Raw genomic sequence first — 26,935 nt, 5'->3', positions numbered from 1 at the left:
ACATTAAAGGAGTGTCTTCTGTTGAATAGACGTTTTAATTTTAATGCCGGTCCTTCTGCATTACCTCTTGAAGTACTAGACCAAGCGCAATCTGAACTGATCAGCTATCAACAATTTGGTATGTCAGTCATGGAATTCAGTCATCGTAGCAAGGAATACAAAGCGATACATGAAGGAGCAGTTAACCTATTGCGTGAGCTTCTCAATATTCCAGACGATTATGAAGTTCTCTTCCTACAAGGTGGAGCTAGCTTGCAGTTCTCAATGGTCCCTATGAACTTTTTACAAGAAGGACAACAGGGAAATTATTTTCTTACAGGAAGCTGGTCACAAAAAGCCTTGAAAGAAGCACAAAAAGTAGGTGATACGTTCATAGGAGCAAATGGAGAACAAACAAATTTCAGCCGTATCCCCACTCCTGACGAATTAACCTACAGGGATAATGATGCATACGTACACCTAACATCCAACAATACGATACATGGTACTCAGTGGAAAGAATTCCCTAACGAACCAGACAAGACATTTATTGCAGATATGTCTAGTGACATCTTGAGCCGTGCTATTCCGATCGAACAATTTGGATTGATCTATGCTGGCGCACAAAAGAACCTTGGACCTGCTGGTGTTACGGTAGTTATTTTGAAGAAGGATCTACTAAAAAACGCACCTAAGAACTTGCCTACAATGCTAGATTACAGGACTCATGTTGAAAAGAGTTCACTCTACAACACACCTCCGTCATTTTCCATTTACATGCTATCACTCGTTTTAAAATGGACAAAGAAATATGGAGGCATTGAAGCGATCGAAAAATGGAATAAAGAAAAAGCAAGTCTTCTCTATAAAACGATCGATGAGAGCAACGGATTTTATAATGGCATCGCAGATAAACAAAGCCGCTCTAGCATGAACGTCACCTTTACATTACGTGAGAAAGAACTAGAAGAATTATTCCTTAAAGAAGCAGAAGACGAAGGTTTTGTAGGACTGAAGGGGCACCGTTCGATCGGAGGGTGTCGCGCTTCCATCTACAATGCAGTTCCACTCGAATCTGTCAAAGCACTATGCGACTTCATGAACACGTTCCATCAAAAGCATAATATTTAATACTTTTCAAGAGACAAATCGTTTGTTACTATTAAACTAGTTCTTTCGCAGGAGGCAACGAGTGCACTTCTGGAGAGAGCCACCGTCTAAGAGACGGAAATGAGATGAGAAGAGGAGAGTTTCTTTATGAAAACAAAAAATTTGGTATTGATGGCTTTACTACTTGGAATTGGGACGATTCTACACGCAGTAATTCCAGGACTTATTTCTGGAATGAAGAACGATATGCTGCTCACAATGATGTTCCTTGGAATCCTGTTATTCCCAGACCGTAGAAGCGTTCTAGTGCTCGGTTTGGCCACTGGCGTAATTTCAGCAGCAACAACGACATTCCCTGGTGGACAACTAGCCAACGTAATTGATAAACCGATCACAGCTTTTGTATTCTTCGGACTCTACTTGCTTGTCCGACGATTCAACTCACTCGTTACAGCTGGTGCATTAACTGCAATCGGAACGATGATTAGTGGAGCGATCTTCTTAGGTGCAGCGCTTGTCTTCGCTGGACTTCCTGGGGGCGCAGCTTTTACAGGACTATTCCTAACAGTTGTCATCCCAACGGCTGTCGTGAATACGATCGCTATGGTATTCATATACCCAGTCGTACAATCCATTTTAAAACGTACAACATTTGCCTTTTAAATAGATCGAACGGCAGGCTGTCGAGAGCTTTCTCGACAGCCTATTTTTTTTGCCTTTGTAACACACTCCTCCCTTCTATGTGCACCAATTTACTATTAAATTGTTTCTAATTTGGGTAAATAGGCTATGTTAACCATTATACGTTTAAAGAATCAGGTGAAAAAATTGAAGTTTAACTCTCTATATCGCATCGTTGTCATCGTCTTTATGTCCGTTAAATTCTTCATTCAACTCGAGACGTTTCGTAGAAGAAGCAAACATTCCTGGAATCAGGAACGCTGGCAAAAGCTCTTAAAAAAGCAGGCAAAAGAATATAAGAAAAAAGCAATTCGACTCGAGGGGTTGCTCGTAAAGCTCGGTCAGTTCCTTTCTACGAGGGCTGATATTTTACCTAAGGTTTTTCTTGAGGAAATTGAAGACCTTGTGGATCGCGTACCTTCTTTTTCATGGAACAAAGCAAAGCGTATTTTAGAAGAAGAATGGTCTTCTACTTACCAAGATGTCATTAAGGACATATCTGAACGGCCAGTCGCTTCAGCTTCTATCGGACAAGTGTATCGTGCAAACTTAATAAGCGGTGAAGAAGTCGCTATCAAAATTAGAAGACCCAATATACGTAAGATTATTAGAGCGGACTTCAAAGCACTTCAAATCGTCTTCTGGATGATCGATACCTTTACGTCATACAGTAAACAGCTCGATCTTCCTAAGCTGTATGATGAGATTCGAAACGTGATCGAAGATGAGCTCGACTTTAACAAGGAATTAAAAAATGGTCTTAATTTTCAGGAGCGATATAAAGAAAGTCTAGATTATCGCATCCCTCACTACATCTCAGAATGGTCAACAAAAAAAGTCCTCGTGATGGAATGGATGGAAGGCGCTCGGGTCACGAACATCTCTTATATAGAAGAGCAAGGCATCGATCGAAAGGAGTTAGCTAGAAAACTTCTAAAGGGATTTCTCGAGCAGTTATTACAAGAAGGTCAGTTTCATGCTGATCCTCACTCCGGTAATATCCTTATTCAGCAGGACGGCACTATCGTATTTATCGATTTTGGTATGGTTGGATTTATTGAATCACGCGATGCCCTTAGCATTCGAAAATTGATTACCGGCGTTGTTCTGAGTCAGTATGACGACGTAACCGAAGCGCTTGATGAGCTACGCTTTCTCCTTCCTGACTCTGACAAGAAACAAATTGAGAAAGCGATCAAAACCCTCGTGACCTTATTTATCGAACAAGATTTAACGATGATCGATGAGGATACTGCAGAACAAGTCTTACGAGAAGTCCAGACTCTTGTGAACAAGCAGCCCATCCAACTTCCTAGTGAATTTGCTTTCCTTGGTCGCGCCATCTCAACGATCATTGGCATCCTTTATACACTCGACCCTAAGATCGATCTTATCGAAGAAGGAAAGCCTATCGTTCAAGAGTGGATCAACCGAGAAGAAGCTTCTGATGAACGATACGACCCTTCGAGAATGATTCGAAAGCTATACGGAAAACTAACCTCGATAGAGAATCCTCTCGATCGACTTTCTGAAGAGTTAAATCAGCACCGGACATGGGAAGAATCAGTTAAACGAAGAGAATTTCAATCTAAAAGTATGCTTTGGAACAAGCATTATAGCTTTATCGCGTTGCTCATTTCTTTAATCGCCCTATTTGTAAGTTTTTCACTTGAACTTGATAATCTACAGCTTGCAAGCTCAATCACCGGTGGGATGAGTTTATTTCTTATCATCATAACGAGTACATTAGAGAAACGTGTCTGGTTAAAAAAGGAGGGTCCTAAATGAGCGACGTTATGAAAGAAACGACTGAAAAAGTTGGGGATTCAGAAGTAAAAATAGAAGGCCTCTCTAACGGATATCGCATTACTGTTAGAGGGGATGAAGAAAAATTAAAACAGAATAGACGCATAGGTGGCGCGTTCATCAATCTTTTAAGACAATTAGAAAAAGCCGGATACCGCCTCCCCTTCCCATTCTCCTGGATATTGCGTTTTTGGAATCGCTATTCGAGACCATAAGAAAAGAGGGGACGATCCGTCTCCCTCTCCATCTATTCATTAAATTTTCACTCCCGTTTCCCATTCACGAAACTTCTCTAGTTCTTGTCTCAGTTGACTAGCTACAAACCCGATGACTGCAACATCATCTAAAAGGCCTACCCCTGCAAGCAAATCCGGGACAGCGTCGATTGGACTTATGAAATACAATAGCCCGCCTACGATCATGACCACGGATTTTCGAGAAATATCTTTATACTCCCCTTTCCTCACTTCTTGTACCAACCTTGAGAAAGTTTTAACATCGACCCACATATCGCTCATGCCCTTTCTTCCTTTATAAAGAGCACCTTTCTTCAGAGATTCGAGGGAAACTTCATTTAAACGATCTTTGTCCTTCACAACACTAACAGCTTTTTTTGTCATCCTCTTAAATACACTTTTCACCATTCTATTCATCATACACACGCTCCTTTGCGTCCTTCTATCTATAGGATACCTCAAATGAGCGTATTTCTAACCTATCCCATTGGGTTTGTCAATCACGTTATATGGGAAAAATAAAGAAGGGCCTACTATAAAACTAAAAATGCCATCGAAACACCTAGTAGGAGAAAAAAGATTGCGAACGTCCCAAACAGAAATGCGTTTCGTTTCTTTTGTATTATTTGTTCCGTATAAAACGAATATTTTCGAACCATCAACAAGCGATTCACAGTTGCCAATAATAGTAGACATCCTACTGTAATAAGAGCAAAGATAAACCCAGCCATACTTATGCCTCCTATCTACCCTTCGTGTCTTACTAAAAGATATATGTACACTTGAATCATTTGATGACCGTGATGAGAGTGATAAAAAAAGAAGGAATTCAAGAGTGTTTGGAGAACTACAGTCATAGAAGCAGAGGATTGTCAGGAAAGGATGAAAGCATCATGGGAAAAACAAAAGCGCTAGCGACAGGATTTTTATTAGGTGGAGTGATTTCCGCCGCTTCAGTTCTATTGACGACCCCGAAGTCAGGGAAGGAAATGATTACTGACGCTAAGAATAAAAGTGATGAGATAAAGGAAAGCTTTACAAGATTGAAGGAAGATTTAAATGAACTAACAACCCAAGTCAAGCAGCTTTCTTCTGAAGGGAAACAAATCATAATCGAAGTTACTTCAGACTTAAAACGTTCGATCTCTTCATTCCAAGAAGATATTGAACCGAACCTTACTCGTCTGAAGGAAGACATTGAAGAAATGCAGCAGTCTATCGAAACAGTTAAAAGTGAAGTTAACAAACCGGCTCCAAAATAGCCGGTTTTTTTACAACGTGAGAACAGTATTCTAATATAGATTTCCCAATAAGGTTGGGAATTGTTAAGGAGGCAAATATGAAAGATAGTCAGGGTATATCTATCCAAGAAGCTATGATTTTCAGCCACCGAATCGGTCAATTAAGCAAGGCGCTTTGGAAATCGGTTGAACGAGATTGGCAGGAATGGTTAAAACCCTTTGATTTAAATATTAATGAGCACCATATCTTATCGATCGCATATCACCTTGATGGCTCTTCGATTTCCGATATCGCCAAGTTCGGTGTCATGCATGTCTCAACAGCTTTTAACTTCTCGAAAAAGCTTGAATCACGTTCCCTTCTTACCTTCTCCAAAAAAGAGAATGACAAACGGAATACATATGTACAGCTAACAGATGAAGGAGAGAGACTCCTGAAACAAACTTGGAAACATTACTCCCCAAACAGAGATAGTGTTCTAAAAGCATCGATGCCACTAAGAGACCTGTATGGTAAGTTTCCGGAATTCAATGAAATGATGAGCGTAATAAAAGGCCTTTATGGTGATGACTTCTTGGAAATATTCCAGAAATCATTTACGAAGTTAGAAGAAGAATTCTCCGAAGAAGAGAAATTCGTAAATGAAGAAAAGATTTATTGATAGTTTGGAGACGCTGAGAGAAGTTCAGTCATTAAGTTTTCATACTTCTCTTCTTGAGTCTGTATCGCTTTTATCGTAGGGATCGGTTTTAATTTCATATCTAACATTCCGACAAAATGTGTGAGCAACGAAGTTCGGCTAAGAAGCCCCTCTTCCATCTGCTCATGCATTTTTTGTTGGATTTCTTCACAAAGCGAAAAAACGCCCTTCACTTCTTCTTCCGTAAGGCCATGCTCGATTACAAGAGTATAGAAAGGATACTTTCCTTCCTCTTCGTACATCCTAGCAAGTAAACGATTATGATACTCTATTTTGTCTAGTCGTGCTTCAATAGATTCCATTCAAAAATAACTCCTCACTCTGCGATCAATTGTACTTATATTTTAACGGACTGGGGTAGGAATGAAAACGTCTTTTCCAATTCAAACCAATGCGAAAAAACGAGTATTTTGTCTAAAATTTTTTGACATATTTCAATTCTAAAAAACGTATTGATTTCTTCAGAAAATCGCTGTACAGTATACGAGTATTCAACATAATTAACATCTTAGACGGAAGCAGGTGATCCTTATGAATTGCTGGAAATCAATCTATTTAAATCGCGAATTCGGAGTACACCGACTTACGATTTTCTCTACTCTATTAACACTACTCTACTTCATTGCTTTTTACCTTACGTTCAGTATGTTCTATCCTAATACAGAACACGCGATTGTGCCGATTCTTCCTTTTCTAGGGTCGTTGGCAATTCTTTTCCCTATTCATAAGCTTCTACACTGGCTTCCTTTAACATTTGCTGGGATGAAGGCGACGATGCGATTAGAAAAGGGGTTAGCAATCGTTCCGAAGATGCATTGCGAAACATGTAATCCGATTTCTCGTAATCTTTATTTGATCGCTTCTTTAAGCCCAGCCGTTATTATCACAGCTGGTGCGACTGCATGTTCGATCGCGATGCCTCAATATGTATCGTTTTTCTCAATACTCGCTGCTATCAATCTCGGTTTTAGCTTTAGCGATTTTCTCTATGCTTCACAAGTAATAAAAGCTCCAAGACATGCTTTTGTAGAAGATCGAAGCGAAGGGTTTCACATTTTGATCAAGAGAGCATCTTGATTCTCATATTAGAAATTAAACAGAGCGCTCTCGTTAAGCGCTCTGTTCTTTTACATCTAGCAAAAAGCCGGCAGTATTGAATTCTTATAAGACTTCCTTCATAATAACAATAGAGCACAGATCTAGTTAATTGGATAGTAAGCATCAAAAATAATTTGATCATTCGGTAGATCAAATGATTGAGCTCTTAATTTCATACCATTCTTTAACTCTAGATCGCTAACAGCCATATAGATTGTTCCTTCGTCGGCATCAATCGTAATTTCAGGCGGTAACGATGCCTGTTTTTTTATAAACGAAAGTACTTTGTCACTCGGCAGCTCAAGAATTCCAATTTGAAAAGCCTTTTCTTTTAATAAGAGATCGCCATTTGGTTGGACTTGAGGTTCAAATTTAAGAAAGAAATCGACTTTCCGATCAAAAATCGTAAGATAGCCTTGAAAAGTTGCAAGCTCATTTAGGTTCACACTGTACCCAAGATTTTCTTGCTTTTCACTATACTTTTCTAGCTCGTTATTGATGATTTCATTTAGTTGGTCTTTCTTCATCTGAATAGAAAAAGTCGTTTCAAAGGACTCTTCTTCTGAAGTCTGATCTGGGATTCTAGCAAACTCGCTTTCAGGGAAATAATAGTGATAGGACCCAATTAAAACCACTATTACGATCAAGACTACAGAAGCAAGTGCAATAAAAGCGGTCCGCCATTTGTTCTTTAACATTCTAACCATCTCCTTGTGGGACGAATCTTTTTCATCATACTACGAATAGACAGCTTAAGGAAATACTGTTATACATTTCTTCGCATTATCGAATTGGACTCTGGGAGGTTTTCAAATGACAATTATAGGGTTGATTTTCATCCTGTTCGCTACAATGATCTTGCTTGCATTTAACTCAATGACAAATGCATTGTGCACGAAGAAGAATATTCCAGAGGAAAAGCAGCCTAACGTCTTTCGAACGATCAATGTTTTGATCACTATTCTGCTTATTTCATCCTATGTTGAAATTCTCTTCACATAATAAAGCAAATTTGATGGGGCTTATGCCCTATCTTTTTTATTATACTGAATGATTTCGCTTTCATTGTAATATGTAAATTCTCTCATATTTCTCACGCAATTTAACTTCATCGTACAATTTGTGCTATAGTATTAATTGTGACACAAAAATGTTAAATTTAACTAACGCTTAGGAGTGTATGCTTGATGAAAAAAACGTTCATTATACTCACTGCTTTCATCACAATGCTTGCTATATCAGCATGCAGCAATGATTCAGGTGATGATTCAGAAGTAGTAGTAGAAACAAATGCCGGTAACATAACGAAAGAAGAATTTTATCAGGCTATGAAAGATCAGGCTGGTGAAACTGTACTTAGCGACCTTGTTCAAACAAAAATCCTTGAAGATAAATATGATGTTTCAGATAAAGAAGTTCAAGCTGAGCTTGATAAGATTAAGGAAAATTTCGAATCCGATGAGCAGTTAGAGCAAGCACTACAAGCTAATGGCTATAAGGATTTAGATCAGTTTAAAGTTGATGTACGTAAACAACTTCTTGCTCAAAAAGCAGCTACTGAAGGCGTAGATGTATCTGATGAGAAGCTTAAAACGTTCTATGAAGAAAATCAAAATCTATTCACAGAGCTAGAAGCAAGTCATATTCTAGTTGACGATGAAGAAACAGCAAAAGAAGTGAAAGAAAAGTTAAATGACGGTGGAGACTTCGCAGAACTTGCGAAAGAGTATTCTAAAGATGGATCTGCCCAAAATGGCGGTGATCTTGGAATCTTTAAGAAGGGTGACATGGTTGCAGAATTCGAAGAAGCTGCATTCGCTCTTAAAGAAGGAGAAGTCAGTGACATCGTTCAATCACAGTTTGGCTATCACATCATCAAGCTAAAAAGCAAAACAGTCAAACCTTTTGAAGAGTCTAAAGATGAAGTTAAAGAGCAATATCTACAGCAGAACGCAAAAGACGTTCCAACTGTAATCGACGAACTGATTAAAGAATCTGATATCAAAGTTAAAGACGATCAGTTTAAAGATCTTTTTAAAGAAAAAGAGCAAGAGCCAGAAGCAAATGAAGAAAGTGCTGAATAGCATAAAAGCCGAGAGGGAACGCTCCCTCTCGGCTTTATTTGTTCATTGTCCGCTCACACGAGCTTTTTTTCTTCTCTCCCTCTCATCTTCCATCCGCTTCACATATACCTTTCCTTCCTCTTCAATGTGGATCTGGTCGACTTTTCGATCTTCGACAGTTAATGTCATTGATTTATACCCGCTGTAGATGATCCCTGCTAAAACGAAATAAACCCACCAAGGTAAACCTGAAGCAAACGCTGTAACCGCAGAAAAGATCTCTGTAAGCTGTAGAATACTAATAATAAATAAGACACCAAGTATGACAAGAATTCCTTTTCTCACCTTTTGCCCCTCCCCTTCATTCACTTCTAAGTACAAGCTCTTCAGATTACTACACTTTATGAATGAATAGAAAGGAATATACCATTGTTTCATCATAGAACGCTTTGATGGACCACTTCTTCCTTTGCCTCTCTTAATCGAAACATCACGTAATACAATAGTGCTGCGATAATAGCTAATAAACCGATGATAGAGAATGTCCACGTAAACCCTACTAGAGCAGTTAATGGGATGGCTAGTGGGGCAATCGTTCTACCGATCGTAAACCGGAGACTAGCTGCTGCAAAGTATTGCCCTCTCATATGTTCTGGCGCTAACCTTGAAACAAACCCTTCCTGAATGCCGACAACCATAAGCTCCGCCATCGTAAACAGGAACATCGCAAAAACAAGCACCCATACGTGGGTGGTAAATCCAAACACAAGCATACTAAACGTATAAATAAAGCAAGAAGCAATGAACACCGTTTTCTCTTTGAAGTGATTCATTCTTGTAGTCATATAGACAGTTAATAGCGCAACTAGTAAGCCGTTTTCAGCAATGAGCCATCCGAAGATTTGCTTCCCATCTGCTTGAATATTGAAGAGTACAGATTGTTCTGGTACAGACTCACTAAGGTAGACCGCGATCAAGAGATCAAGTTGCATAAATGTCTGCGCAACGAAAATTCCTGCCAGAATGAAGAGTAGAAACACTCTGTCCTGAACGATAACCTTATAGTCTCGCAACTGCTCTTTCATAAACCCATACCACTTAGTAGATGAATCTTTCACGAGCTTTTTATCCATTTGCTCTGGAGCCGTTTCTCGAATGAATGTACTAATCACCACAGCAATCCCGAAGCTCACGATCGCAGCCGTGAGCAATAGTCCGAATCGATACTGGAAGAAGAAAATTCCGCCGAGTATTGGTCCCACTACAACGGATATATTCAATGCAGTATAGAAAACGGCGAACACCGTATTTCGATCCTTTTCATCCACAACGTCAGCTACCATCGCATGACTAGCAGGCCAATAGAGTGCGCCGAAAATGCCAAGTATAGAGAAACTGATGAAAGTTAGCATAGGGGAATCGAGCCAAGGAGAATTTGCATAAGCAAAGAGTAGGAACGTTATCCCTTGTCCGTACGCGGCGATTACCATCATTCGTTTACGACCATACTTATCTGCACAATAGCCTCCTACGAGATTTGCTAGGACACCAAATACTTGAGAAAGCACAAGAAGTAGTCCTGCCATCCCTTTCCCAAATGAATCAGAAAAATAGATCGCCATAAAGGGGAAGAACATCCAGAACAGAACGTTGATCATCCCTTCACCAAACAGACGAATTTTTAAATTTCGATCCCAATCTCTTAATTTCATCTTCTTTTCCTCCATACATCCATACAAATGATTAGACTTGCTCACAGTAAAATAGAGAAACGCTCCTTAGCGTTTCTCTATCGATCTACAACATTATGATTTGGCTGTTTCCTTTTGGACTGTTGCCGGAGTATTCGGTTTATAGAATGAACGATTATCAAGTGCAAACACACGATCTGTGAATTCGCCTGGCTCGACTTTATCTAACGCACGGTCGAGCATGTTCATCTTTGCATCGATGTTATCGATCATATGAAGCATTTCTGCTTCTCGAATCATAGGAGGCTTCGGACTGCCCCACTCTGCCTTTCCGTGATGGCTAAGAATCATATGTTGAAGAAGCGTCACTTCTTCTCCATCGATTTCTAGTTCTTTTGCGGCTTGTCCGATCTCGTTCACCATGATTGAAATGTGTCCGAGTAGCTTACCTTCCTTCGTGTAGCTCGCTGCTACAGAACCTGATAGCTCGACGACTTTCCCAAGATCATGCAAGATGATGCCTCCATACAATAGATCCGTATCAAGGGACGGATAGAGAGTCGCAAGTGACTTAGCGAGGTCTAACATCGAAACGACATGGTACGATAACCCTGAAACAAATTCATGATGGTTTTTTGTCGCAGCAGGAAAAGTTAGAAAATCATTTTGGTGTTTTTTTACGAGATGACGCGTTATTCGTTGAATGCGAGGGTTACGCATTTCAAATATATATTGAGTGATTTTTTCCATAATATCATTTACTTCGAGTGGAGCCGATTCAACAAAATCCCCAACTTTTACTTGATCCATTTCAGTGGCTAGACGAATGGTTTTAATTCTAAGCTGGTTTCTACCTCTATAGCTGTTCACATCCCCAGTGACTTTAATGATTTGTTGAGCATCAAAGCTCTCTTCATCTTCTGGAGAAGCGTCCCATAATTTCGCTTCGATATCACCCGTTTTATCTTGGAGAATTAGCGTAAGAAATGGCTTCCCATTACTTGCTACTCCTTTTAATGATGATTTGATCAGCACATACTGATCGACCGGTTCTCCTACTTTATAGTGCCCGATTCCTTTTGATTCCTTCATCTTTCCACCTCCGTGTCAACATCTATTTTCTTAGTATAGCATAGCAACCAACTGGTTCGATTCAATTTAGTTTCAATCGATGTTCACTTTTTTTGGTATGACGATAGAGAAGGTTACACCGTCCTCTTCATTTTCTACTTTTGCATACCCCTGATGACGTTCTGCTACCTTCTTCACGATTGCTAGGCCGATGCCAAACTGTCCTTTGTCACCCTTTTGGAATGGTTCAAACAGTCTTTCTTTTTCTCCAGATTTAAACGAGATCGGTTCACCGTTGTTACTGACGCTGATAACCGTCTTTTTTTCATCTTCTCTCGCTTCGATTTGTATGTCACTCTTTGCATATCGAAGGGCGTTCTGAACAAGGTTATCGAGCGCAGTCAGCATCTGCTCTTGAACAGCCGTTAACAGGACGTCTTCCCCAGTTATCGAAATCTCTACATCGTCTCGTTGATACATGAAACGTTCCCTAATTTCTTCAGCAAGCCCTCCAAAACGAAACGTTTCATATCTGCCTTCAGGCTCATCGATCGAATCTAGTTTTATATAGGTGAGCATCGATTTCACTCTCTGCTCCATCCGGTCAGATTCGTTCAATATAACGTCCATTGTATTCTCCATCGAATCGGGCATCACGCCGTCTTTAATGGACTGCGCGTAGCTTTTTATAACCATAATCGGCGTTTTTAACTCATGTGACGCATGTTGGATAAACGTCTTTTGAGTTTTGTCATACCGCATCAAGTTTTGTCTCATCGATTCGAATTGATTCGATAGCTTTTGGAACTCTTCATCGCCTTCCCAGACGAAAGGCTCTTTCCAATTTCGGTTTGCGATTTGATCAAATCTTTCTCCTAGTACAGTTAGTGGTCTTCTTAAGTATCGCGCGATCCACATCGCAGGGAGTAAACTTAGAACCATAGCGAACGCCAATATGATGATGAGTCTCCACCATAAACGCTCGATCATCTGATTACGATACGTATCCCACATATAGGAGATGAAGTATGCTTCCTGACTATTAACTTGAACTTTTGAGATCACGTAAAAAAGGGACGCCTGATTATTGTACGTAAGTTCATATCTCGCTTTTGGCGTCTCTTGTTCAAGAGCGTTTTTACGCATTTCAACGATTACGGCATCAGGAATTGGGTCTCCTTGTAGTGGCCCTCTATATAATCTAGTAATGAGCGTGTGTCCTACAGAGCGAGAGGCATCCCTTCGTTCGATGAAATCTTGATCTGTCTCAGGAGGGAGAGGGGCGTCCCGGTCAGGGAACGTATACCGCTGCTGTTCAGATTCAATAATCTGATACGTTTCTTCAGTAAGTGTTCCTTTGATCGACAAAGGATAAATAACCGCAATGACGACACCCACGAGTAGAACGAGTATCATAAACGACAGCCATATACGTTTCGTTAAATTCACGCGAAGCAAATTCATGTGATCAACCGGTAACCAAGCCCGTAAGAAGTCTCTAGATTCATGCGAGGCATTTTCTTCCGAACACGTCTAATCACATCATCCACCGCTCGATCTGAACCGAAATAATCTTCTCCCCAAACATGAGTTAGAATTTGTTCTCTAGATAACGTTTGATTCACGTGCTCTACTAAATATAAAATTAAATCCATTTCTTTCGTCGTTAGTTCGATCGGTTCTCCTCGATCTGTAACTTTGCGAGTAATTGGATCTACTTGATATTCGGATACTTCGTATTTCTTTTGGGATGCTTGCTGATAGACTCGATTCAATAGCTTTTTTGCTCTGATAATCAACTCTCGTGGCATGAAGGGTTTAGCGATGTAGTCATCGCTTCCAAGTTCAAGCCCTACAATTCGATCGAGATCTTCATCTCTAGCCGAAATAAAGATGACCGGAACATCCTTCTCCGCTTTAATCTTCTTAAGTAACTCATACCCATCTATTCCAGGAAGCATGATATCGAGAATCCAAAGGTGACACGAATCGTGGATGTTGTCCATCGCATCTTCACCACTCAAAAATGTCTTAACTTCAAATCCCTCTTTTTCCATATACGTTTTCAAAATTTGGACAAGGTTTTCTTCATCTTCTACTAGATTGATCTTATAGGTTTCTTCCAAATCCAATCACCTCATTTTAAAATACCTTCCTAATGGAAAACACGCTCGAGCTTTATAACATGATCATCGATGCTATCTAAAGTCGTTTGATGGCAAGTTAGCATCAACACTTGCTGTTCTTTTGAAAATTCTTTTATAAAACCTTTCGCCACTTCGGTGCGCTTTTCATCGAAATTCACGAAGATATCATCTAATATTACTGGTAATTTTATCGAAGTGACTGAAACAAGGGCAAGCCGTATACAAAGATAGAGCTGTTCCGCTGTCCCTCTGCTTAATTGCGAAGGAAGATAGACCGTACCATCTCTATGACGAATTTGAAAACCATTCTTGTCTTTAGGAGCATGAATCGCAGTGTACCTTCCATCCGTTATCGCTGAAAAATAGCGCTCAGCATGGTGTAGCACAGCTGGTAGGCGTTCTTCTTGATACTTCGCTTTCGCTTTTTGTAAAAGCTCTGAGGCGACTTTAAACACTGCCCACTTTCTCCCTAATGAATGAAGCTCGTCTTCCTTTTGCTGACTTTTTAAAAGAAGATCTTCTAACGTTCCATCTTCTGTAAGTGTACGAAGCTGTTCCTGATGCGTTGCAATATCTTGATAAAGCTTTTGTTGTTCTTTCATCAAGACACCTTCCTCTTTCTCAATCCCAGCCTTTTCTTCTTCAATCTCTTCAACTGAGGAATGGTTTATACCGGCATCTTCAGCTCCGTCCAGTTGTGAATCAACAATTACTTTTTGACTCAACAGTTCCCTCGCTTCTTTTTGCGCATTACCCTTAACGCGAAATTCTTCTTCTGTATTCACTTCAGCTTCGACGAATAATTGATCGATCTGCTTGTTATATGAACGAAGCTTTGCTTGTTCATTTTTTTCTTTTTGCTTAAGGCTTGATAGCTTATCATGCAGTTTTTCAATGTGCTGCATGGTCTCCCTTTGCTTGTCTGCTACTAACAAGAGTTGCTGAATGGCTGTCTCTACGTCGTGAAATTGGACCTCGACTTCTTCACATTTTTTCTTAATTCCATCTTCAACTACCCGCATCTCATAGTCAAGTTCCTCAATTTGCCTCTCAATAACCTTAGCGTCTTGTTTCATCTGCTTGATGACGGCAACCTTTTCAACTAACTCGCTCATCAGTTCTGGTGATAGTTCAATATGGAAGGAATAGTCTGCTTTCCATTTTTCAAACGCTTCATCCAACTGGAACCTTTCTAGCTCCCATTGATCTACTTTTTCTGCGGCTTTCGTATACGTCCTATTCAACCGCTCGACCTGCTCTTTCACACTCTCTGAACGCCTTCTCAGTTCGCGCTGTTCTGCATGTTCTTCATCACTTTTCTCACCGGTCAACCTCATGACTATGGCCCCAACTATTACAATCACTGCTGCACCGATTGCTAAAAACCAGTTTTCAATAATACCGATTCCGAGGAAAAGTATTAATGAAATGAAGAGCATGACATTTGAAGATCGATATGTTGATTTTTTTGTTGAATGCTCTTTGGGACGGTCACCCTTTCTTCGAGCGAGTAGCCTTTCGTACTCACCTTCCTCCCTTTCAAGTTCTTCACGTGCAGATAATAGTGAGTCGTTCAAATAATCATACTGTTGATCAGACCGCTGATAACGCTGAACGAGTGCTTTTAGCTCTTCTTTCGCACTAAACGACGTGACCATCTTAATTATTTGATGTTCTGATAGCTCTACTTCTTTCAAACTCGAATGAAGCTTATTGTCTCTCTCCCATTTTTCCTTTTCTAATCGCTTCTTCTCGTCTTGTTTCGTTCGGTATACAACCAATTGCTCATTCAACTGGCTCACATGATGAAGGAGATCATGACGACCTTGAAGTTCCTGAGTTGTGATCTCTTTCTCAACCTCTGCCTGCTCGGTTTGAACTTGTTCGATCTCACCGGAAGTAATGACGACTCTCTCTTTCCATTTATCTAGTTGTGAAAGCCCATCTTCCGGAAATGGAGTATGTGAAGGAAGAGACTCTAGCTGCCTATGTAACTTTGTTTGTTCTTTTACTAAAGGCAAGATTGTCTTTTCATAATCTAACTCTCGGCGTTTCTTTTGATAAGAGATCAACACTACCTTATTTTCTTCGATTCTTTTCTTCAGTGCTTCGATCTTATCTACCGTCTCGTTATACGTACGATTTCGCTTCTCTAGTTCATAAACACTTTTCTTAGTGTTTTCCCATTCCTCGAGCTTTGCATTGATAAGAGGCTTTCTTCCATTAGGCTTGAACAGTTCACTCTGACGCTTCTCCAATTCTTTCTCGATCGTAAGTAGAGATGCGCCCCCTGTCATCCCTGCTTCATAAAGGATGCTGTTCCAGCTCTCTTCACTATGATCAGTATGATCATGTAACGTGTTCAGATTACAAAAGAAAAGCTGTCTAAATGTTTTTCGATCCATCCCTTTCAACAATCGAGCAAGGTCCTCTTCACTACCTATTGTGCCGTCGAAGTAATGAATCATGACATCTCCAGATGCTTTGCCTCTCGTACGCTCGATCGTTATTGGGCTTCCATCGAGTTCAAAGTACAAACACCCACCAGTGCGAGAATACTTTTTCACAAAATAGCTCTCTTCTTTTCTACTAGAAAAACCAAATAAAACATTCTCTATAAAAGCGATTAAAGTCGACTTACCAGCTTCATTTTCTCCATATATCGTCTGGAGCTGATCTGATAAGGTGGAAACTTTGTAGTCCTCAAATTTGCCAAATCCATAAATATGCCACCCGATCAGTTTCATGATGACCGCCCCCCTTTATCATCTACTAGATATGAGAGCAGCAATTCTTCAGCCTCTTCCACGACTGTACTTTGATCTTCGATGGGAGGAAACGCTTTTTTTGCTCTTCTGTGATGATAGAGAGGAGCGATGCTTTCTGTTACATCCTCAGTGCTGTACGAGTCTGAAACGTGAAGTAAATCTTGTAAAAATCCATCCTGCTTTCTAAGCTCATTTCTATCCCAGGATGGCTGAGAATGAAGTGAAAGCTTATAAGGCCATACGAATCCATCAAGCTCTCCTTCTTTTCCAATTTGAAGAGCCTGCAATAAATCATCAAGTACGTCATCTTGTAATAAGTGATGATGAAGAGTGCTGATTCCAATGAATTCAAACTCGACTAAGTGGCCACCAGAACTGTACGTCTCATCATGAAGGCGTTCCTCACAAATCCGAAGAAGATCCTGAATCGTTTCGATCTTTGATAGATCGATGGTTTCCTTCTGCCATGTCACATCAGAAGTAGAGTGAAAGGTTGTCGTAATGTTCCCTTCGTCCATCGATACGATATAACACCCTTTTTCCCCAACTTCTTTTCGATGAGCACCTTGTATATTTCCTGGGTATACGATCGGTGGATTTTCTACTAAAATCGTTCGAACATGAATATGACCGAGCGCCCAATAATCAAAGTTTTTATCGATTAAATCGCTTAAAGTAAAAGGGGCATAAGACGCATGGTCCGTGTTTCCTTCCACGTTTCCGTGCAGCATTCCGATCTGATAACTTTCATCATCCATTCGTTCAAAATAAGTGGACATATTTTCACTAACATGCCGACGAGGATAACTAAACCCATGAATATCAGCAAGCTTCTCATTTCCTCGATAGAAAGGAACAGACTCTACTTCCGGTCCGAAAAAATAGCTGCTCTTAGGCCAATCGATCGCGTTCCACTCCCCATCGAGAGCGTCATGATTTCCATGAGAAAGAAAGCTACGAATTCCTGCTTTATCTAGACGTTGAAGTTCACGGTACAAAACCATCTGAGAGTGCAGGCTTCGATAACTGCTATCGAAAAGATCTCCTGCAAACAAAACAAAATCAACGCTGTTCTCTAAAGCTACATCGATCAGTTTATGTAACGATCGATGTGCACTATCCTTAACAAAGTTATGTATATCTGGAGGCAAGCTTTGTGCTCCAGAAAAGGGTCTGTCTAAGTGGAGATCCGCACAGTGCAGGAATGAAATTTCTTTCATTGCTTACCACCCTTTCTATTGCTATCTACCTTTAATTTTACCACATTAGGTAGAGCGCACGTTCGCATTGTATGTTTCTTCATAAAAAAACCCGTTCAAGAAGTACTTGAACGGGCAAACATCAATTATCTTTCTTAGATAATTTAAGTGCTTTTCCAATGTCTTTAATAGATGATGATTTTCCATACATCAGTACGCCACCTCTATAAACTTTTGCACCGAGGATTGCAAAGAACACCGTCGTTCCCACTAAGAGAACAAGACTAAGTGCGATTTCCCAAAACGGTACAGAAAGCATACCTATTCGTAAGAACATCACGACAGGCGTAAAGAATGGGATGTACGATGTCACTGTAATGATTGGTGCAGATGGTGTCGATAACCCAAACATTGCGATGAAGAACGCAATGATAATTAAGAATTGCACAGGCAGAATGACTTGTTGAACTTCTTCAGCCCGACTTACGAGAGATCCAACCATGGCAAGGATCGTTGCATAAAGCAAGTAACCTAATACGAAAAAAAGTACGGCATAGATAACAAGTGACGCTGATAGATTGCTAAAGTCGAGAAACGACATAAACCCACTTGTTGTAAAGTCATCATCCTTGAACTTCAGGAATAAATAACCACACAAAATGATGACAGCATACTGAGTTAATCCTAATAGCGCTACCCCTAGTATTTTTCCAAACATTTGTTTAACAGGAGATACGCTCGAAATAAGAATTTCCATCACTCTAGAAGATTTTTCTGCTGCTACTTCTACCGCAACCATGTTTCCATAAAAGATGACAGAGAAGTAGATCACAAACAAGAGGATGTATACAAATACTCTTGCTTGATTCAGTTCATCTTCGGTTTTGGCTCCTTTTTCAAGTGCTATCTTTTCAAACATTACTGGTTGATCGATCTTAAGCAGTTGCTCCTGGGTGACCCCCGCTTGTTCTGCTGCGATCGAGCTCTTTATTTGTTGAAGGGCAGACTGCAGAATTTGCGGGGTTTTTTGCTCCGCTACTGTTTCAGCCTTATAAACTCCTTGAGGATTCCCGTCCTCTGTACTTTCTAAAACAAGGTAACTATCGATCTCACCTGAATCTATTGCTTCTTGTGCTTCTTCCTCACTTCCTTCGTAGGGCATAATCTCGATATTGGACTCCATCAGAGAGAGCTGTTGGTCTAAAAGAGAATAATAAGACTCTGAGCTCATTACGCCTACACGGTCAGCTTCATCTTTATCGAACGAATCCATAATGCTTGGAAGATTTGTGATTAAGAAAATAAAGAGTATCGTTACTAATGTCGTAATAATGAACGGTTTGGATTTTAATCGGTTAAAGTAGGTTTGAAACAACACGATGAATAGCTTATTCATACGAAGCACCTACTTTCTCAATAAAGATATCATTCAGAGAAGGTTCTTCTAACGCAAAATGTCTAACAAAACCGTTCTTCATCAATTCAGTTAGTACTTCTTGTGAAACAGCTTCATTTTCAATCTGTATGATCGATTGATTGACCCCGCTCTTTATCCGAAGGACACCTGGTATGTTTTTAAGAAAAGCGAGATCAAAATCAACGTTCACAAGAAGGTTTTTCTTACCATACGATTGCTTGATCTCTTTTAAATTGCCATTCACCACTGGTTTCCCTTTATGTAAAATACACAAGTGCTCACATAATTCTTCAACATGCTCCATTCGATGACTTGAGAACAGAATCGTCGTTCCCTTCTCCTTTAGGTCGAGAACAGCGTCTTTTAGTAACTCTACATTAACAGGATCAAGACCACTGAAAGGCTCATCAAGAATAAGCAATTCTGGTTTATGGATTACTGCCGCTATGAACTGTATTTTCTGCTGATTCCCCTTCGATAAGTCCTCGACTTTTTTATTCGCATTTTCTGGCACACCAAAACGTTCGAGCCAATTTTTTATTTCGATCTCAATCTCTTCTTTCTTCATCCCCCTAAGCTTCCCAAGGTAAATCAATTGCTCTCTAACCTTCATCTTTGGATAAAGTCCTCTTTCCTCAGGTAGATATCCGATAAGATGACTTTTATTGTATGATATGTCATTATTCTTCCATGAAATCATTCCATCCGTTTGATCGATCAAACGCAGCAACATTCGAAACGTTGTCGTTTTACCCGCTCCGTTTCCCCCGAGCAACCCGAACACTTCATTTTCTGGAATCGATAAATTCAACCCATCGACTGCTGTAAACGAACCAAACTTCTTCGTTACATTCTCTAAACGAAGCATCTACTTCCCCCCTATTTCGAAAATCGATTATCCACTCATACTACTATAACGTTTCTCACTCTTAAAAGATTCGTTTTTTCTGAAAAAAGTGACAATACCAAATCGAATCGGTAGAATAATAACTATAACTAGTAGGAGGGACAACACATGGAAAAGTACATTATCACAGCATTTGAAAAAGACGGAACCACCATCCTAGACGACAGCTTCGAAGCCCAAAACGACAAAGACGCAAAAAAAATAGGCCAAGAAATCCTAAACGAAAAAGGCTTCGAATCCAAACCCGCAAGAGTCGTTTCCTCAACCGGTAAATTGATTGTATTGCAAAGATGAAAAGCGGAAGTGGGCGCTTAGGCCCGACAAGCGCTGGAACCTTTTCGAATGAACACGCTCTTTGTGTTCAATCGAAAAGGTGAAGCGATCGAGGGCCTGCCCACTGCAGCTGGACATTCGAAAAGCGGAAGTGGGCGCGTTTTAAATCCGTAGGATGTTGGAGCCCGTGAGGATGAGACGATTTTGGTCTCAACCGAGGGGGCGAAACAGCCGGAGGATTTAGCCCACTGGAGCTAGACAATGAAAAGCGAAGGCGAGCGTTTAGAAACGGAAAGAGTGAAATCTCGCAGTTTCTGCGGACGCATCAGTCCCAACAGCCTCTCGAATCTTTTAAAATGATCAAAATCAAAAAAACGCTAGTCCAATTCGGACTAGCGTTTTTGTTATTAAACTTATTTAAGGTTGATCCACACGCTCTTAACTTCAGTATAGTTATCCAACGCGTAAGAGCCCATTTCTCTTCCGATACCAGACTGCTTGTATCCTCCGAATGGAGATGCAGCATCGAATGCATTGTAGCAGTTCACCCAAACTGTACCTGCTTTAATGCGATTCGCTACGTAGTGAGCAGACTTCAAGTTCTCAGTCCATAGTCCAGCTGCAAGACCATAGTTAGAGTTGTTTGCACGCTCCACAACTTCATCTAAGTCCTCAAACGGCATAGCTGCTACAACTGGCCCAAAGATTTCTTCTTTTGCGATCGTCATCTTATCATCAACATCTGAGAAGATCGTCGGTTGAACATAGTAGCCGTTCTCATAAGGAACTTGTCCACCAGTAAGAAGCTCGGCACCTTCATCTTGACCTTTTGAGATATACTCAAGAACTTTTTTATGCTGCTCATCTGAAACAAGAGGTCCCATTTCAGTAGACGGATCAAGACCTGAACCTTGCTTAATCTTCTGGCTGTGGCTAACGAGGTCAGCCATCACATTGTCATATGCTTTCTTTTGAATAAAGAGTCTAGAACCTGCACAGCAAACCTGTCCCTGGTTAAACATAATACCGCTTAGTGCTCCAGGAATCGCTTTTGTCATGTCTGCGTCTGGCAGAATGATATTAGGTGACTTACCACCAAGCTCAAGAGTTACTCTCTTAAGGTCGTTTGACGCCTGGTTCATAATATACTTACCTACTTCAGTTGAGCCAGTGAATGCGATCTTATCAACGTCAGGATGCTTTACAAGTGCATCTCCTGCTGTTTCTCCGTAACCAGGAACGATGTTGACAACCCCTTCTGGGAAGCCTGCTTCTTCCATTAGCTCTGCAAGATAGAGCACAGATAGAGGCGTTTGCTCAGCTGGCTTAAGAACAACTGTACAACCTGTTGCAAGAGCAGCACCAAGTTTCCACGCAGCCATTAGTAACGGGAAGTTCCAAGGAATGATCTGTCCAACAACGCCAAGAGCTTCATGACGCGTGTAGTTGAAGAAAGGACCGTTTACTGGAATCGTTTGTCCCATAATTTTTGTTGCCCATCCAGCGTAGTAGCGGAAATGCTCAATCGCTAGAGGCACGTCTGCATTTTTCGTTTCACGGATCGGCTTACCGTTATCAAGCGTATCAATCATCGCTAGCTCTTCTTTGTTTTCTTCCATAAGATCAGCTAGCTTATAAATTATTCTGCTTCTCTTTGAAGCTGACATTTTAGACCAAGGGCCGCTATCGAATGCCTTTCTAGCCGCCATTACCGCTTCATCAATATCTTCTTTTACTCCTTCACTTACTGTTGCAAGCACTTCACCTGTTGAGGGGTTGAGCGTGTCGAAAGTTCTTCCTGATAACGAATCCTTAAACTGACCATTGATATAAAGTTGTTTCTTACCTTTCAAGAATTCAGCTACCTTAGGATTCATGTCGAGAATTTTTTCCATTAATAACCCTCCATAATTTCAAAATTATCAAACATTATACTTATTAGATATTTTTCTTTGAAAGCCTTTTCATTTTGCGAAAATGCGTCAAAAGTCTCATAAAAAAAGCGCTTATCTCCTCGAAATTGAGGAAACAGCGCTTATTTTTGCCAATAAGTGTTGAAAAACTACCTTTTAAGTTGAAGGCGCATTTGCTTTCTAAACACTTCTTTCACCATGTAAGAAACCCCTTGCTGGTCGTTCGATCGTGTGACCCAGTCCGCTAACCTCCTTATTTCTTTAGGAGCATTCCCCATCGCGACACCGAGCCCAGCTTGATAAATCATCTCTTTGTCGCAATCTGAGTCACCTATCACTACCATACTATCAACAGAGATTCCAAGATGATCTCCTAAAAGACGAAGGCTCTTCGCTTTAGAGACACCTTTAGGAATGATTCCGAAATTACACTTCGTAGAGCGAACAATTGAAATAGTAGGGATGAGGTCTTCCAAAATTCTTTTGGCTTCCTCGCGTTCATCTTCGTTAAAAAAGTGCGCATCGATCTTAGGTGGTGACAGCTCTTTCTTCTCTAAATACTCACTAAGCGTCTCAACAAAATTAACAGGATAGAAAAGCGGATCTCCGATTCCGAGCGTCATCTTCGCTGACAGGTAATGGTTCTGATTCACCCGGTTTCCAACCGCTAACCGTTCATGAATGATACGAATATGGCAATCAAACTTTTCGAGTATATGAATGATGTCGCGAACATCATCTTTACTGATTCTTTCTTGATAGATCGGCTCTTGTACGTTTTGAGCGATAAATGACCCGCTATGAGTCACTATGATCGAGTCATCTAACTTAACGGATTTTGCGATCTTTTTAGCAGAGGCGAAATTTCGACTAGTTATCAGCGTGACATAAACCCCTTTATCTTTCACATACTCAATGGCTTCCTTCGTTTCCTTGTCGATTTTATGATTAGACCTAAGCAACGTACCATCAATATCTAAAGCCAATAGTTTATATACCATGTCGTCCCCCCTTTTCACCTGAAAGTCGTCCCTATGTCATTTATTTTTATGAAGGGTGTAATTTGTCCTATCACAAAATTTTCTCTAGGAAAATCTCTTTAGAAAAAAGCGTTTAAGTTTTTCTTCTCGTGGGAACTTCTACTATAAATCCACTTATATTACAAAATTATTACAATAAAACTACCATGAAAGGGGTATTTGAAATGACAGAAGGCAAAGAGAGAATCAGATTTGATTGTGTAGGTACGATTACTCAACCACATATATACAAATGTACGACGTGTGATCATGAATTCAGAGGAAAAGTTCAGATTGAAAAACACGAGCTTCAGTGTCCTGAATGTGAGTTGGAAGAACGAATCATCACTCAACCGAAGCAGTTTGAAGTAGTCGGAGTAATTGAAAACGTTGCGTCATAAACATAGCTAGAGTCATGATAGTTTGCTCATTTCATGAGAGTGACGTGAGTAAACCTTCACTCAAATAAGCAAGCTATCATGATCGAATAAAAAGAACTCCCGCAATGATTTGCGGGAGTTCTTTTTGTCTTATTGTTGAACGTTGTCTTCGTCAGCTTTACCGTAAAGGTCTTCAAGTGGCTTCGTAACGATCTTGTTGATGTCTTGAATCACTTGGCTCATACGCTGCTCTTGCTGCATAAGCTGGGAAATCACTTCGTGCTGTTGAACAAGTTCTACTTGCTGTTGAGCAGTTTGCGCTTCCTCTTCAGTGATTTGCTGACCAGTCATTTGCTTCTGTTGAAGCTCCATCTGCATGTTACGGAAGTTATCGAATAACTTCTTCGCAACTTCATCCTGGTTTACTTGATCGTAAAGTTCCTTAAGTTTTGTGTAGTCCTCATGCTCGCGCATAGCACTTTCTAGCTCATAAGCTACATCATAAAGATTTTTTTCAGCCATGATATATACCTCCTTAGATTATAAGGATTATTTTCGCTCTCATAACCCCGTACCTACCCACTATAACAAAGACCGACCAAATCATCCAATAATCGTAATAATGATTCCCTGAACAACTCCGATCAATCCTCCAAGAACAGCCCCAAGGTACGTGATCATCTTAAATTCTCTTCTAGAAATTGACAGAACCATTTCTTCGATTCGTCCAACCGAGAAGCCTTCCACCTGACTCTTTACGATTTCAGCAAGCTGTAGTTGTTCCATCAACGGCTGTAATTGGTGACTTAAGTAATTTCCAGCTGCATCTACGATTCTTGGAACAAAGTCTTCAATGATTCGATCCTTAAACGGTTCGATTGCTTTCGACAGCGGCAGTTCCATGATCTGGTCGATGGGAAGCTCCTTTACAATCGCTTCAGAAAGATCGTGTACGACATCGTTCAGATTCACCTTATCTTCAAACGTCTCAACTTTACTTTCCTTTATCGAACTCCACTCTTTTTCAAGCATCGTGACGATGACTTGTTGAATATCTTTTTGTTTTAACAAACGAAGAAGTTCAGGCTGGACCTTATCAACGATCCTCGTATTGGTAAAGAACATATTGATCATGCTTCCTAGTGTTCCTCGTTCTGCAAGATAAAGATCGATCATCACCGATAATTTTTCTTTACCTTCTGGCGAAGCGATATAATCACTGACTTTCGTTAGGATCAAATCAGAAAACGGTTCGATGCCACTATCGACTTTCGAAACAAGCCTATCAGGCAGCACTTCTCCTACTTCCTGCGCCTTCAATTCGTTTACCTTCGCTTCAAGCTTTCCTTTTATATACGCTCTCGCTTTTTCCTTCGTCACAGTAGATGGTGATTCCATATGGAGACCTTTTGAAATCAGCTCCTCGATCGTATCTTCTTTATCAAGATACTTCATGACTTCTTTTTGAGCATATTCGACCATCGTTAGCTTAAAAACAGGATCATGCATTTTCTTCTGAATGCCTTCTGGTGTTAATAAATGTTCTACAACCATTCTACCGAGTTGTACCGCCAATTCATCTCGGCGCTTAGGGATAAGACCAGGAGTAAACGGAACTTTCCACTTCCCAATATATAGCGGTTTATATGGTCTGAATAGCATTTTTATCGCTAATGAATTCGTAAATCCACCTATGATCGCTCCGATAACGACCATAAATAGAATCGTAATAATAATGGACGACATAAACAATCAACCTTTCTATCTCACGTTTTCACAAAGAAAACTCCATCTTCATAGTATACGTTATCCGCAATTGCCTATCCAGTTTAAGGAAGGCAATCTATCGAAAAAAATAGTTGAACGAGGGTTTCTATGAAACATACACATAAAGTGATCTTACACCCTTTACTCGAAGAAACGGGTAAAAACCGACTAATTATTCCTGAGTACCTAGCTACTAGATGGCACATAGAGAATACAGACGTATTTTTTAAATGCGGATCTCTTCAATATCCAGTTCACCTGGAGAGCTATGAAACAAACTCTGATCAAGCAGTGTATTGTTCAGAAGAGATCTTGTCACGCCTTTTCATTCCTAAAAACGAACTACGTGTTCTACTATCCTTTTGTAAAGAAACTAGCGTGATTACGTTAGGACCGATATTCTGCCTGACTACGAATGCGCAAGGAAAGGAAGACACTCCTTTTTCTGCTTATACTGATTTTTGTTTAGAAATTGCAAAGTACTGCGAAGAACACCATATCTTCTTTTTTGTTAACACTTTAAAAAGGTGGGACAACAACTCAGTAATCGGGAAGAGATGGCAAACTGACCAATGGATTGAAGCCCCACTCCCATTACCTTCCATCATCTATAATCGCATTCACTCAAGACGGTTAGAGAATTCAAGTGAAATAGAGAGCTTGAAGGAATTATGGCGAGAGCTCAACATACCTTATTTTAATGAAGCATTCATAGATAAATGGGATGTTCACGAAAAACTACTCTTATATGAGGAGCTCGCTCCCTACCTCCCTGAATCAGACATACTCGATACGATCGATAAAGTTGAACAAATGATGAATAAGTACAACACCATCTACCTTAAGCCGATTAACGGTAGTCAAGGAAGGCACATTTATCGGATCAGTAAGAGTCAAGATTGTTATTTGCTAGGCTATTCGAGTTTTAGCGGAAACAAGGTACTAACCTCCCCTACATTATCAGGCCTCTATCCTGCTATACGAGCGAGAAGCAAAAAGGTGCCATATTTGATACAACAGGGCATCCCCCTCTTTGAGGTAGGAGATTGTCCAGTTGACTTTCGCATTCTATGTTTAAAGGGACCTGGTGATAAATGGAGGGTTGTTTCAACAGTCGCGCGAGTATCTCAGTCGAAAGATCAATTCGTTTCGAACATTGCTCGAGGTGGACTCATCAAGTCAGTAGATGACGTTCTCTCACAATTTGATAAAGTATCCCGAAAACAAATCAAACGAATTCTTCCAGAGCTCGCTCTAGAAGTCTCTAAGGTAATCGATGGTGAAACGGACGGGATGTATGGAGAACTCGGTATCGATTTAAGCATAGATAAAGATGGGCATCCATGGATAATCGAGGTAAACACAAAGCCTTCAAAAACCCCTGATCACCCTTCGAACACCAACTGCCGTCCATCTGTAAAAGCATTGATTCAATTCGTTTATTGGTTCACTTCTAACTAAGAGAGGT

General features: G+C 40.3%; 29 protein-coding genes. 12 read left to right on the top strand and 17 right to left on the bottom strand.

Annotated features, from left to right (window positions below; genetic code table 11):
* The first annotated feature begins 21 nt into the window (after positions 1-21).
* The 4 genes from serC (at position 22) to PFZ69_RS17755 (ending at position 3,791) form a co-directional block, all read left to right on the top strand.
* Positions 22-1,110: a 3-phosphoserine/phosphohydroxythreonine transaminase gene (gene serC, locus PFZ69_RS17770; RefSeq protein WP_270182443.1), complete on the top strand. Its 1,089-nt coding sequence runs from the start codon at positions 22-24 to the stop codon at positions 1,108-1,110.
* A 126-nt stretch (positions 1,111-1,236) separates the two neighbouring features.
* Entirely contained in the window at positions 1,237-1,752 is a 516-nt protein-coding gene (locus PFZ69_RS17765; RefSeq protein ID WP_270182442.1) for a tryptophan transporter, read from the top strand.
* Positions 1,753-1,917: 165 nt separating this feature from the next.
* Positions 1,918-3,558 (top strand): ABC1 kinase family protein, encoded by a 1,641-nt coding sequence (locus tag PFZ69_RS17760; protein ID WP_270182441.1) that lies wholly within the window; start codon positions 1,918-1,920, stop codon positions 3,556-3,558.
* A complete protein-coding gene (locus PFZ69_RS17755; RefSeq protein WP_270182440.1) occupies positions 3,555-3,791 on the top strand; it encodes a hypothetical protein in 237 nt (78 codons plus the stop codon). The genes PFZ69_RS17760 and PFZ69_RS17755 overlap by 4 nt, the downstream gene beginning before the upstream one ends.
* Before the next feature lie 39 nt (positions 3,792-3,830).
* Here PFZ69_RS17755 and PFZ69_RS17750 read toward each other — a convergent pair whose 3' ends face one another.
* Positions 3,831-4,232: a YkvA family protein gene (locus PFZ69_RS17750; RefSeq protein ID WP_270182439.1), complete on the bottom strand. Its 402-nt coding sequence runs from the start codon at positions 4,230-4,232 to the stop codon at positions 3,831-3,833.
* A gap of 113 nt (positions 4,233-4,345) precedes the next feature.
* Positions 4,346-4,543 (bottom strand): hypothetical protein, encoded by a 198-nt coding sequence (locus tag PFZ69_RS17745; RefSeq protein ID WP_270182438.1) that lies wholly within the window; start codon positions 4,541-4,543, stop codon positions 4,346-4,348.
* 162 nt (positions 4,544-4,705) lie between these two features.
* On the opposite strand from PFZ69_RS17745, the gene PFZ69_RS17740 reads away from it, so the two are divergent.
* Positions 4,706-5,074, top strand: a complete 369-nt coding sequence (locus PFZ69_RS17740; protein WP_270182437.1) for a YtxH domain-containing protein — start codon at positions 4,706-4,708, stop codon at positions 5,072-5,074.
* Positions 5,075-5,151: 77 nt separating this feature from the next.
* Positions 5,152-5,715: an HTH-type transcriptional regulator Hpr gene (locus PFZ69_RS17735; protein ID WP_270182436.1), complete on the top strand. Its 564-nt coding sequence runs from the start codon at positions 5,152-5,154 to the stop codon at positions 5,713-5,715.
* Here the strand turns inward: PFZ69_RS17735 and PFZ69_RS17730 are convergent.
* Positions 5,709-6,056, bottom strand: coding sequence for a DUF1878 family protein (locus tag PFZ69_RS17730; protein WP_270182435.1), 348 nt, complete (start codon positions 6,054-6,056; stop codon positions 5,709-5,711). The genes PFZ69_RS17735 and PFZ69_RS17730 overlap by 7 nt on opposite strands.
* Positions 6,057-6,285: 229 nt before the next feature.
* Between PFZ69_RS17730 and PFZ69_RS17725 the strand changes: the two genes are divergently transcribed.
* On the top strand, positions 6,286-6,831 hold the full coding sequence (locus PFZ69_RS17725) for a DUF3267 domain-containing protein (RefSeq protein ID WP_270182434.1): 546 nt from the start codon (positions 6,286-6,288) through the stop codon (positions 6,829-6,831).
* Positions 6,832-6,953: 122 nt separating this feature from the next.
* Here PFZ69_RS17725 and PFZ69_RS17720 read toward each other — a convergent pair whose 3' ends face one another.
* On the bottom strand, positions 6,954-7,550 hold the full coding sequence (locus tag PFZ69_RS17720) for a YpmS family protein (protein ID WP_270182433.1): 597 nt from the start codon (positions 7,548-7,550) through the stop codon (positions 6,954-6,956).
* Positions 7,551-7,674: 124 nt separating this feature from the next.
* Between PFZ69_RS17720 and PFZ69_RS17715 the strand changes: the two genes are divergently transcribed.
* Both PFZ69_RS17715 and PFZ69_RS17710 read left to right on the top strand, forming a co-directional pair.
* Positions 7,675-7,854 carry a hypothetical protein gene (locus PFZ69_RS17715; protein ID WP_224884855.1) on the top strand — a complete coding sequence of 60 codons (180 nt, stop codon included), beginning with the start codon at positions 7,675-7,677 and terminating at the stop codon, positions 7,852-7,854.
* Between the two features lie 185 nt (positions 7,855-8,039).
* Positions 8,040-8,936, top strand: a complete 897-nt coding sequence (locus PFZ69_RS17710) for a peptidylprolyl isomerase (protein ID WP_270182432.1) — start codon at positions 8,040-8,042, stop codon at positions 8,934-8,936.
* Between the two features lie 42 nt (positions 8,937-8,978).
* Here PFZ69_RS17710 and PFZ69_RS17705 read toward each other — a convergent pair whose 3' ends face one another.
* The 9 genes from PFZ69_RS17705 to PFZ69_RS17665 form a co-directional block, all read right to left on the bottom strand.
* The gene (locus PFZ69_RS17705; protein WP_270182431.1) at positions 8,979-9,260 is read right to left on the bottom strand and encodes a sporulation YhaL family protein; all 282 of its coding nucleotides are present in this window, start codon (positions 9,258-9,260) and stop codon (positions 8,979-8,981) included.
* A 92-nt stretch (positions 9,261-9,352) separates the two neighbouring features.
* On the bottom strand, positions 9,353-10,627 hold the full coding sequence (locus tag PFZ69_RS17700; protein ID WP_270182430.1) for an MDR family MFS transporter: 1,275 nt from the start codon (positions 10,625-10,627) through the stop codon (positions 9,353-9,355).
* Positions 10,628-10,720: 93 nt separating this feature from the next.
* On the bottom strand, positions 10,721-11,698 hold the full coding sequence (yhaM, locus tag PFZ69_RS17695; protein ID WP_270182429.1) for a 3'-5' exoribonuclease YhaM: 978 nt from the start codon (positions 11,696-11,698) through the stop codon (positions 10,721-10,723).
* Between the two features lie 72 nt (positions 11,699-11,770).
* Positions 11,771-13,141 carry a sensor histidine kinase gene (locus PFZ69_RS17690; protein WP_333489748.1) on the bottom strand — a complete coding sequence of 457 codons (1,371 nt, stop codon included), beginning with the start codon at positions 13,139-13,141 and terminating at the stop codon, positions 11,771-11,773.
* A complete protein-coding gene (locus PFZ69_RS17685; protein WP_270182428.1) occupies positions 13,138-13,803 on the bottom strand; it encodes a response regulator transcription factor in 666 nt (221 codons plus the stop codon). The genes PFZ69_RS17690 and PFZ69_RS17685 overlap by 4 nt, the downstream gene beginning before the upstream one ends.
* Before the next feature lie 29 nt (positions 13,804-13,832).
* On the bottom strand, positions 13,833-16,571 hold the full coding sequence (locus tag PFZ69_RS17680; RefSeq protein WP_270182427.1) for an ATP-binding protein: 2,739 nt from the start codon (positions 16,569-16,571) through the stop codon (positions 13,833-13,835).
* Complete coding sequence (locus tag PFZ69_RS17675) at positions 16,568-17,812, bottom strand: metallophosphoesterase family protein (RefSeq protein WP_270182426.1); 1,245 nt, start codon at positions 17,810-17,812, stop codon at positions 16,568-16,570. Before PFZ69_RS17675 ends, PFZ69_RS17680 begins: the two co-directional genes overlap by 4 nt.
* Before the next feature lie 121 nt (positions 17,813-17,933).
* The gene (locus tag PFZ69_RS17670) at positions 17,934-19,187 is read right to left on the bottom strand and encodes an ABC transporter permease (RefSeq protein WP_270182425.1); all 1,254 of its coding nucleotides are present in this window, start codon (positions 19,185-19,187) and stop codon (positions 17,934-17,936) included.
* Positions 19,180-20,076 carry an ABC transporter ATP-binding protein gene (locus tag PFZ69_RS17665; RefSeq protein WP_270182424.1) on the bottom strand — a complete coding sequence of 299 codons (897 nt, stop codon included), beginning with the start codon at positions 20,074-20,076 and terminating at the stop codon, positions 19,180-19,182. Before PFZ69_RS17665 ends, PFZ69_RS17670 begins: the two co-directional genes overlap by 8 nt.
* Before the next feature lie 147 nt (positions 20,077-20,223).
* Between PFZ69_RS17665 and PFZ69_RS17660 the strand changes: the two genes are divergently transcribed.
* The gene (locus PFZ69_RS17660) at positions 20,224-20,409 is read left to right on the top strand and encodes a YhzD family protein (RefSeq protein ID WP_270182423.1); all 186 of its coding nucleotides are present in this window, start codon (positions 20,224-20,226) and stop codon (positions 20,407-20,409) included.
* Between the two features lie 392 nt (positions 20,410-20,801).
* On the opposite strand, the gene PFZ69_RS17655 is transcribed toward PFZ69_RS17660, so the two are convergent.
* Together PFZ69_RS17655 and PFZ69_RS17650 are read right to left on the bottom strand one after the other, a co-directional pair.
* A complete protein-coding gene (locus PFZ69_RS17655; protein WP_270182422.1) occupies positions 20,802-22,283 on the bottom strand; it encodes an aldehyde dehydrogenase family protein in 1,482 nt (493 codons plus the stop codon).
* A 167-nt stretch (positions 22,284-22,450) separates the two neighbouring features.
* On the bottom strand, positions 22,451-23,302 hold the full coding sequence (locus PFZ69_RS17650; protein WP_270182421.1) for a Cof-type HAD-IIB family hydrolase: 852 nt from the start codon (positions 23,300-23,302) through the stop codon (positions 22,451-22,453).
* 203 nt (positions 23,303-23,505) lie between these two features.
* Between PFZ69_RS17650 and PFZ69_RS17645 the strand changes: the two genes are divergently transcribed.
* Complete coding sequence (locus tag PFZ69_RS17645) at positions 23,506-23,721, top strand: hypothetical protein (protein WP_270182420.1); 216 nt, start codon at positions 23,506-23,508, stop codon at positions 23,719-23,721.
* Positions 23,722-23,850: 129 nt separating this feature from the next.
* Here PFZ69_RS17645 and PFZ69_RS17640 read toward each other — a convergent pair whose 3' ends face one another.
* Together PFZ69_RS17640 and PFZ69_RS17635 are read right to left on the bottom strand one after the other, a co-directional pair.
* A complete protein-coding gene (locus tag PFZ69_RS17640) occupies positions 23,851-24,222 on the bottom strand; it encodes a YlbF family regulator (protein WP_270182419.1) in 372 nt (123 codons plus the stop codon).
* 81 nt (positions 24,223-24,303) lie between these two features.
* Positions 24,304-25,446, bottom strand: a complete 1,143-nt coding sequence (locus tag PFZ69_RS17635; protein WP_270182418.1) for a DUF445 domain-containing protein — start codon at positions 25,444-25,446, stop codon at positions 24,304-24,306.
* A 129-nt stretch (positions 25,447-25,575) separates the two neighbouring features.
* On the opposite strand from PFZ69_RS17635, the gene PFZ69_RS17630 reads away from it, so the two are divergent.
* Entirely contained in the window at positions 25,576-26,928 is a 1,353-nt protein-coding gene (locus PFZ69_RS17630) for a YheC/YheD family endospore coat-associated protein (RefSeq protein ID WP_270182417.1), read from the top strand.
* Positions 26,929-26,935 lie beyond the last annotated feature (7 nt).

It is taken from the genome of Alkalihalobacillus sp. CinArs1 (assembly GCF_947387515.1).
In the GTDB taxonomy this organism is placed as follows: Bacteria; Bacillota; Bacilli; order Bacillales; family Guptibacillaceae; genus Guptibacillus.
The sequence above is the reverse complement of the archived record's forward strand: the minus strand, read 5'-3'. Positions and strand labels throughout refer to the sequence as shown.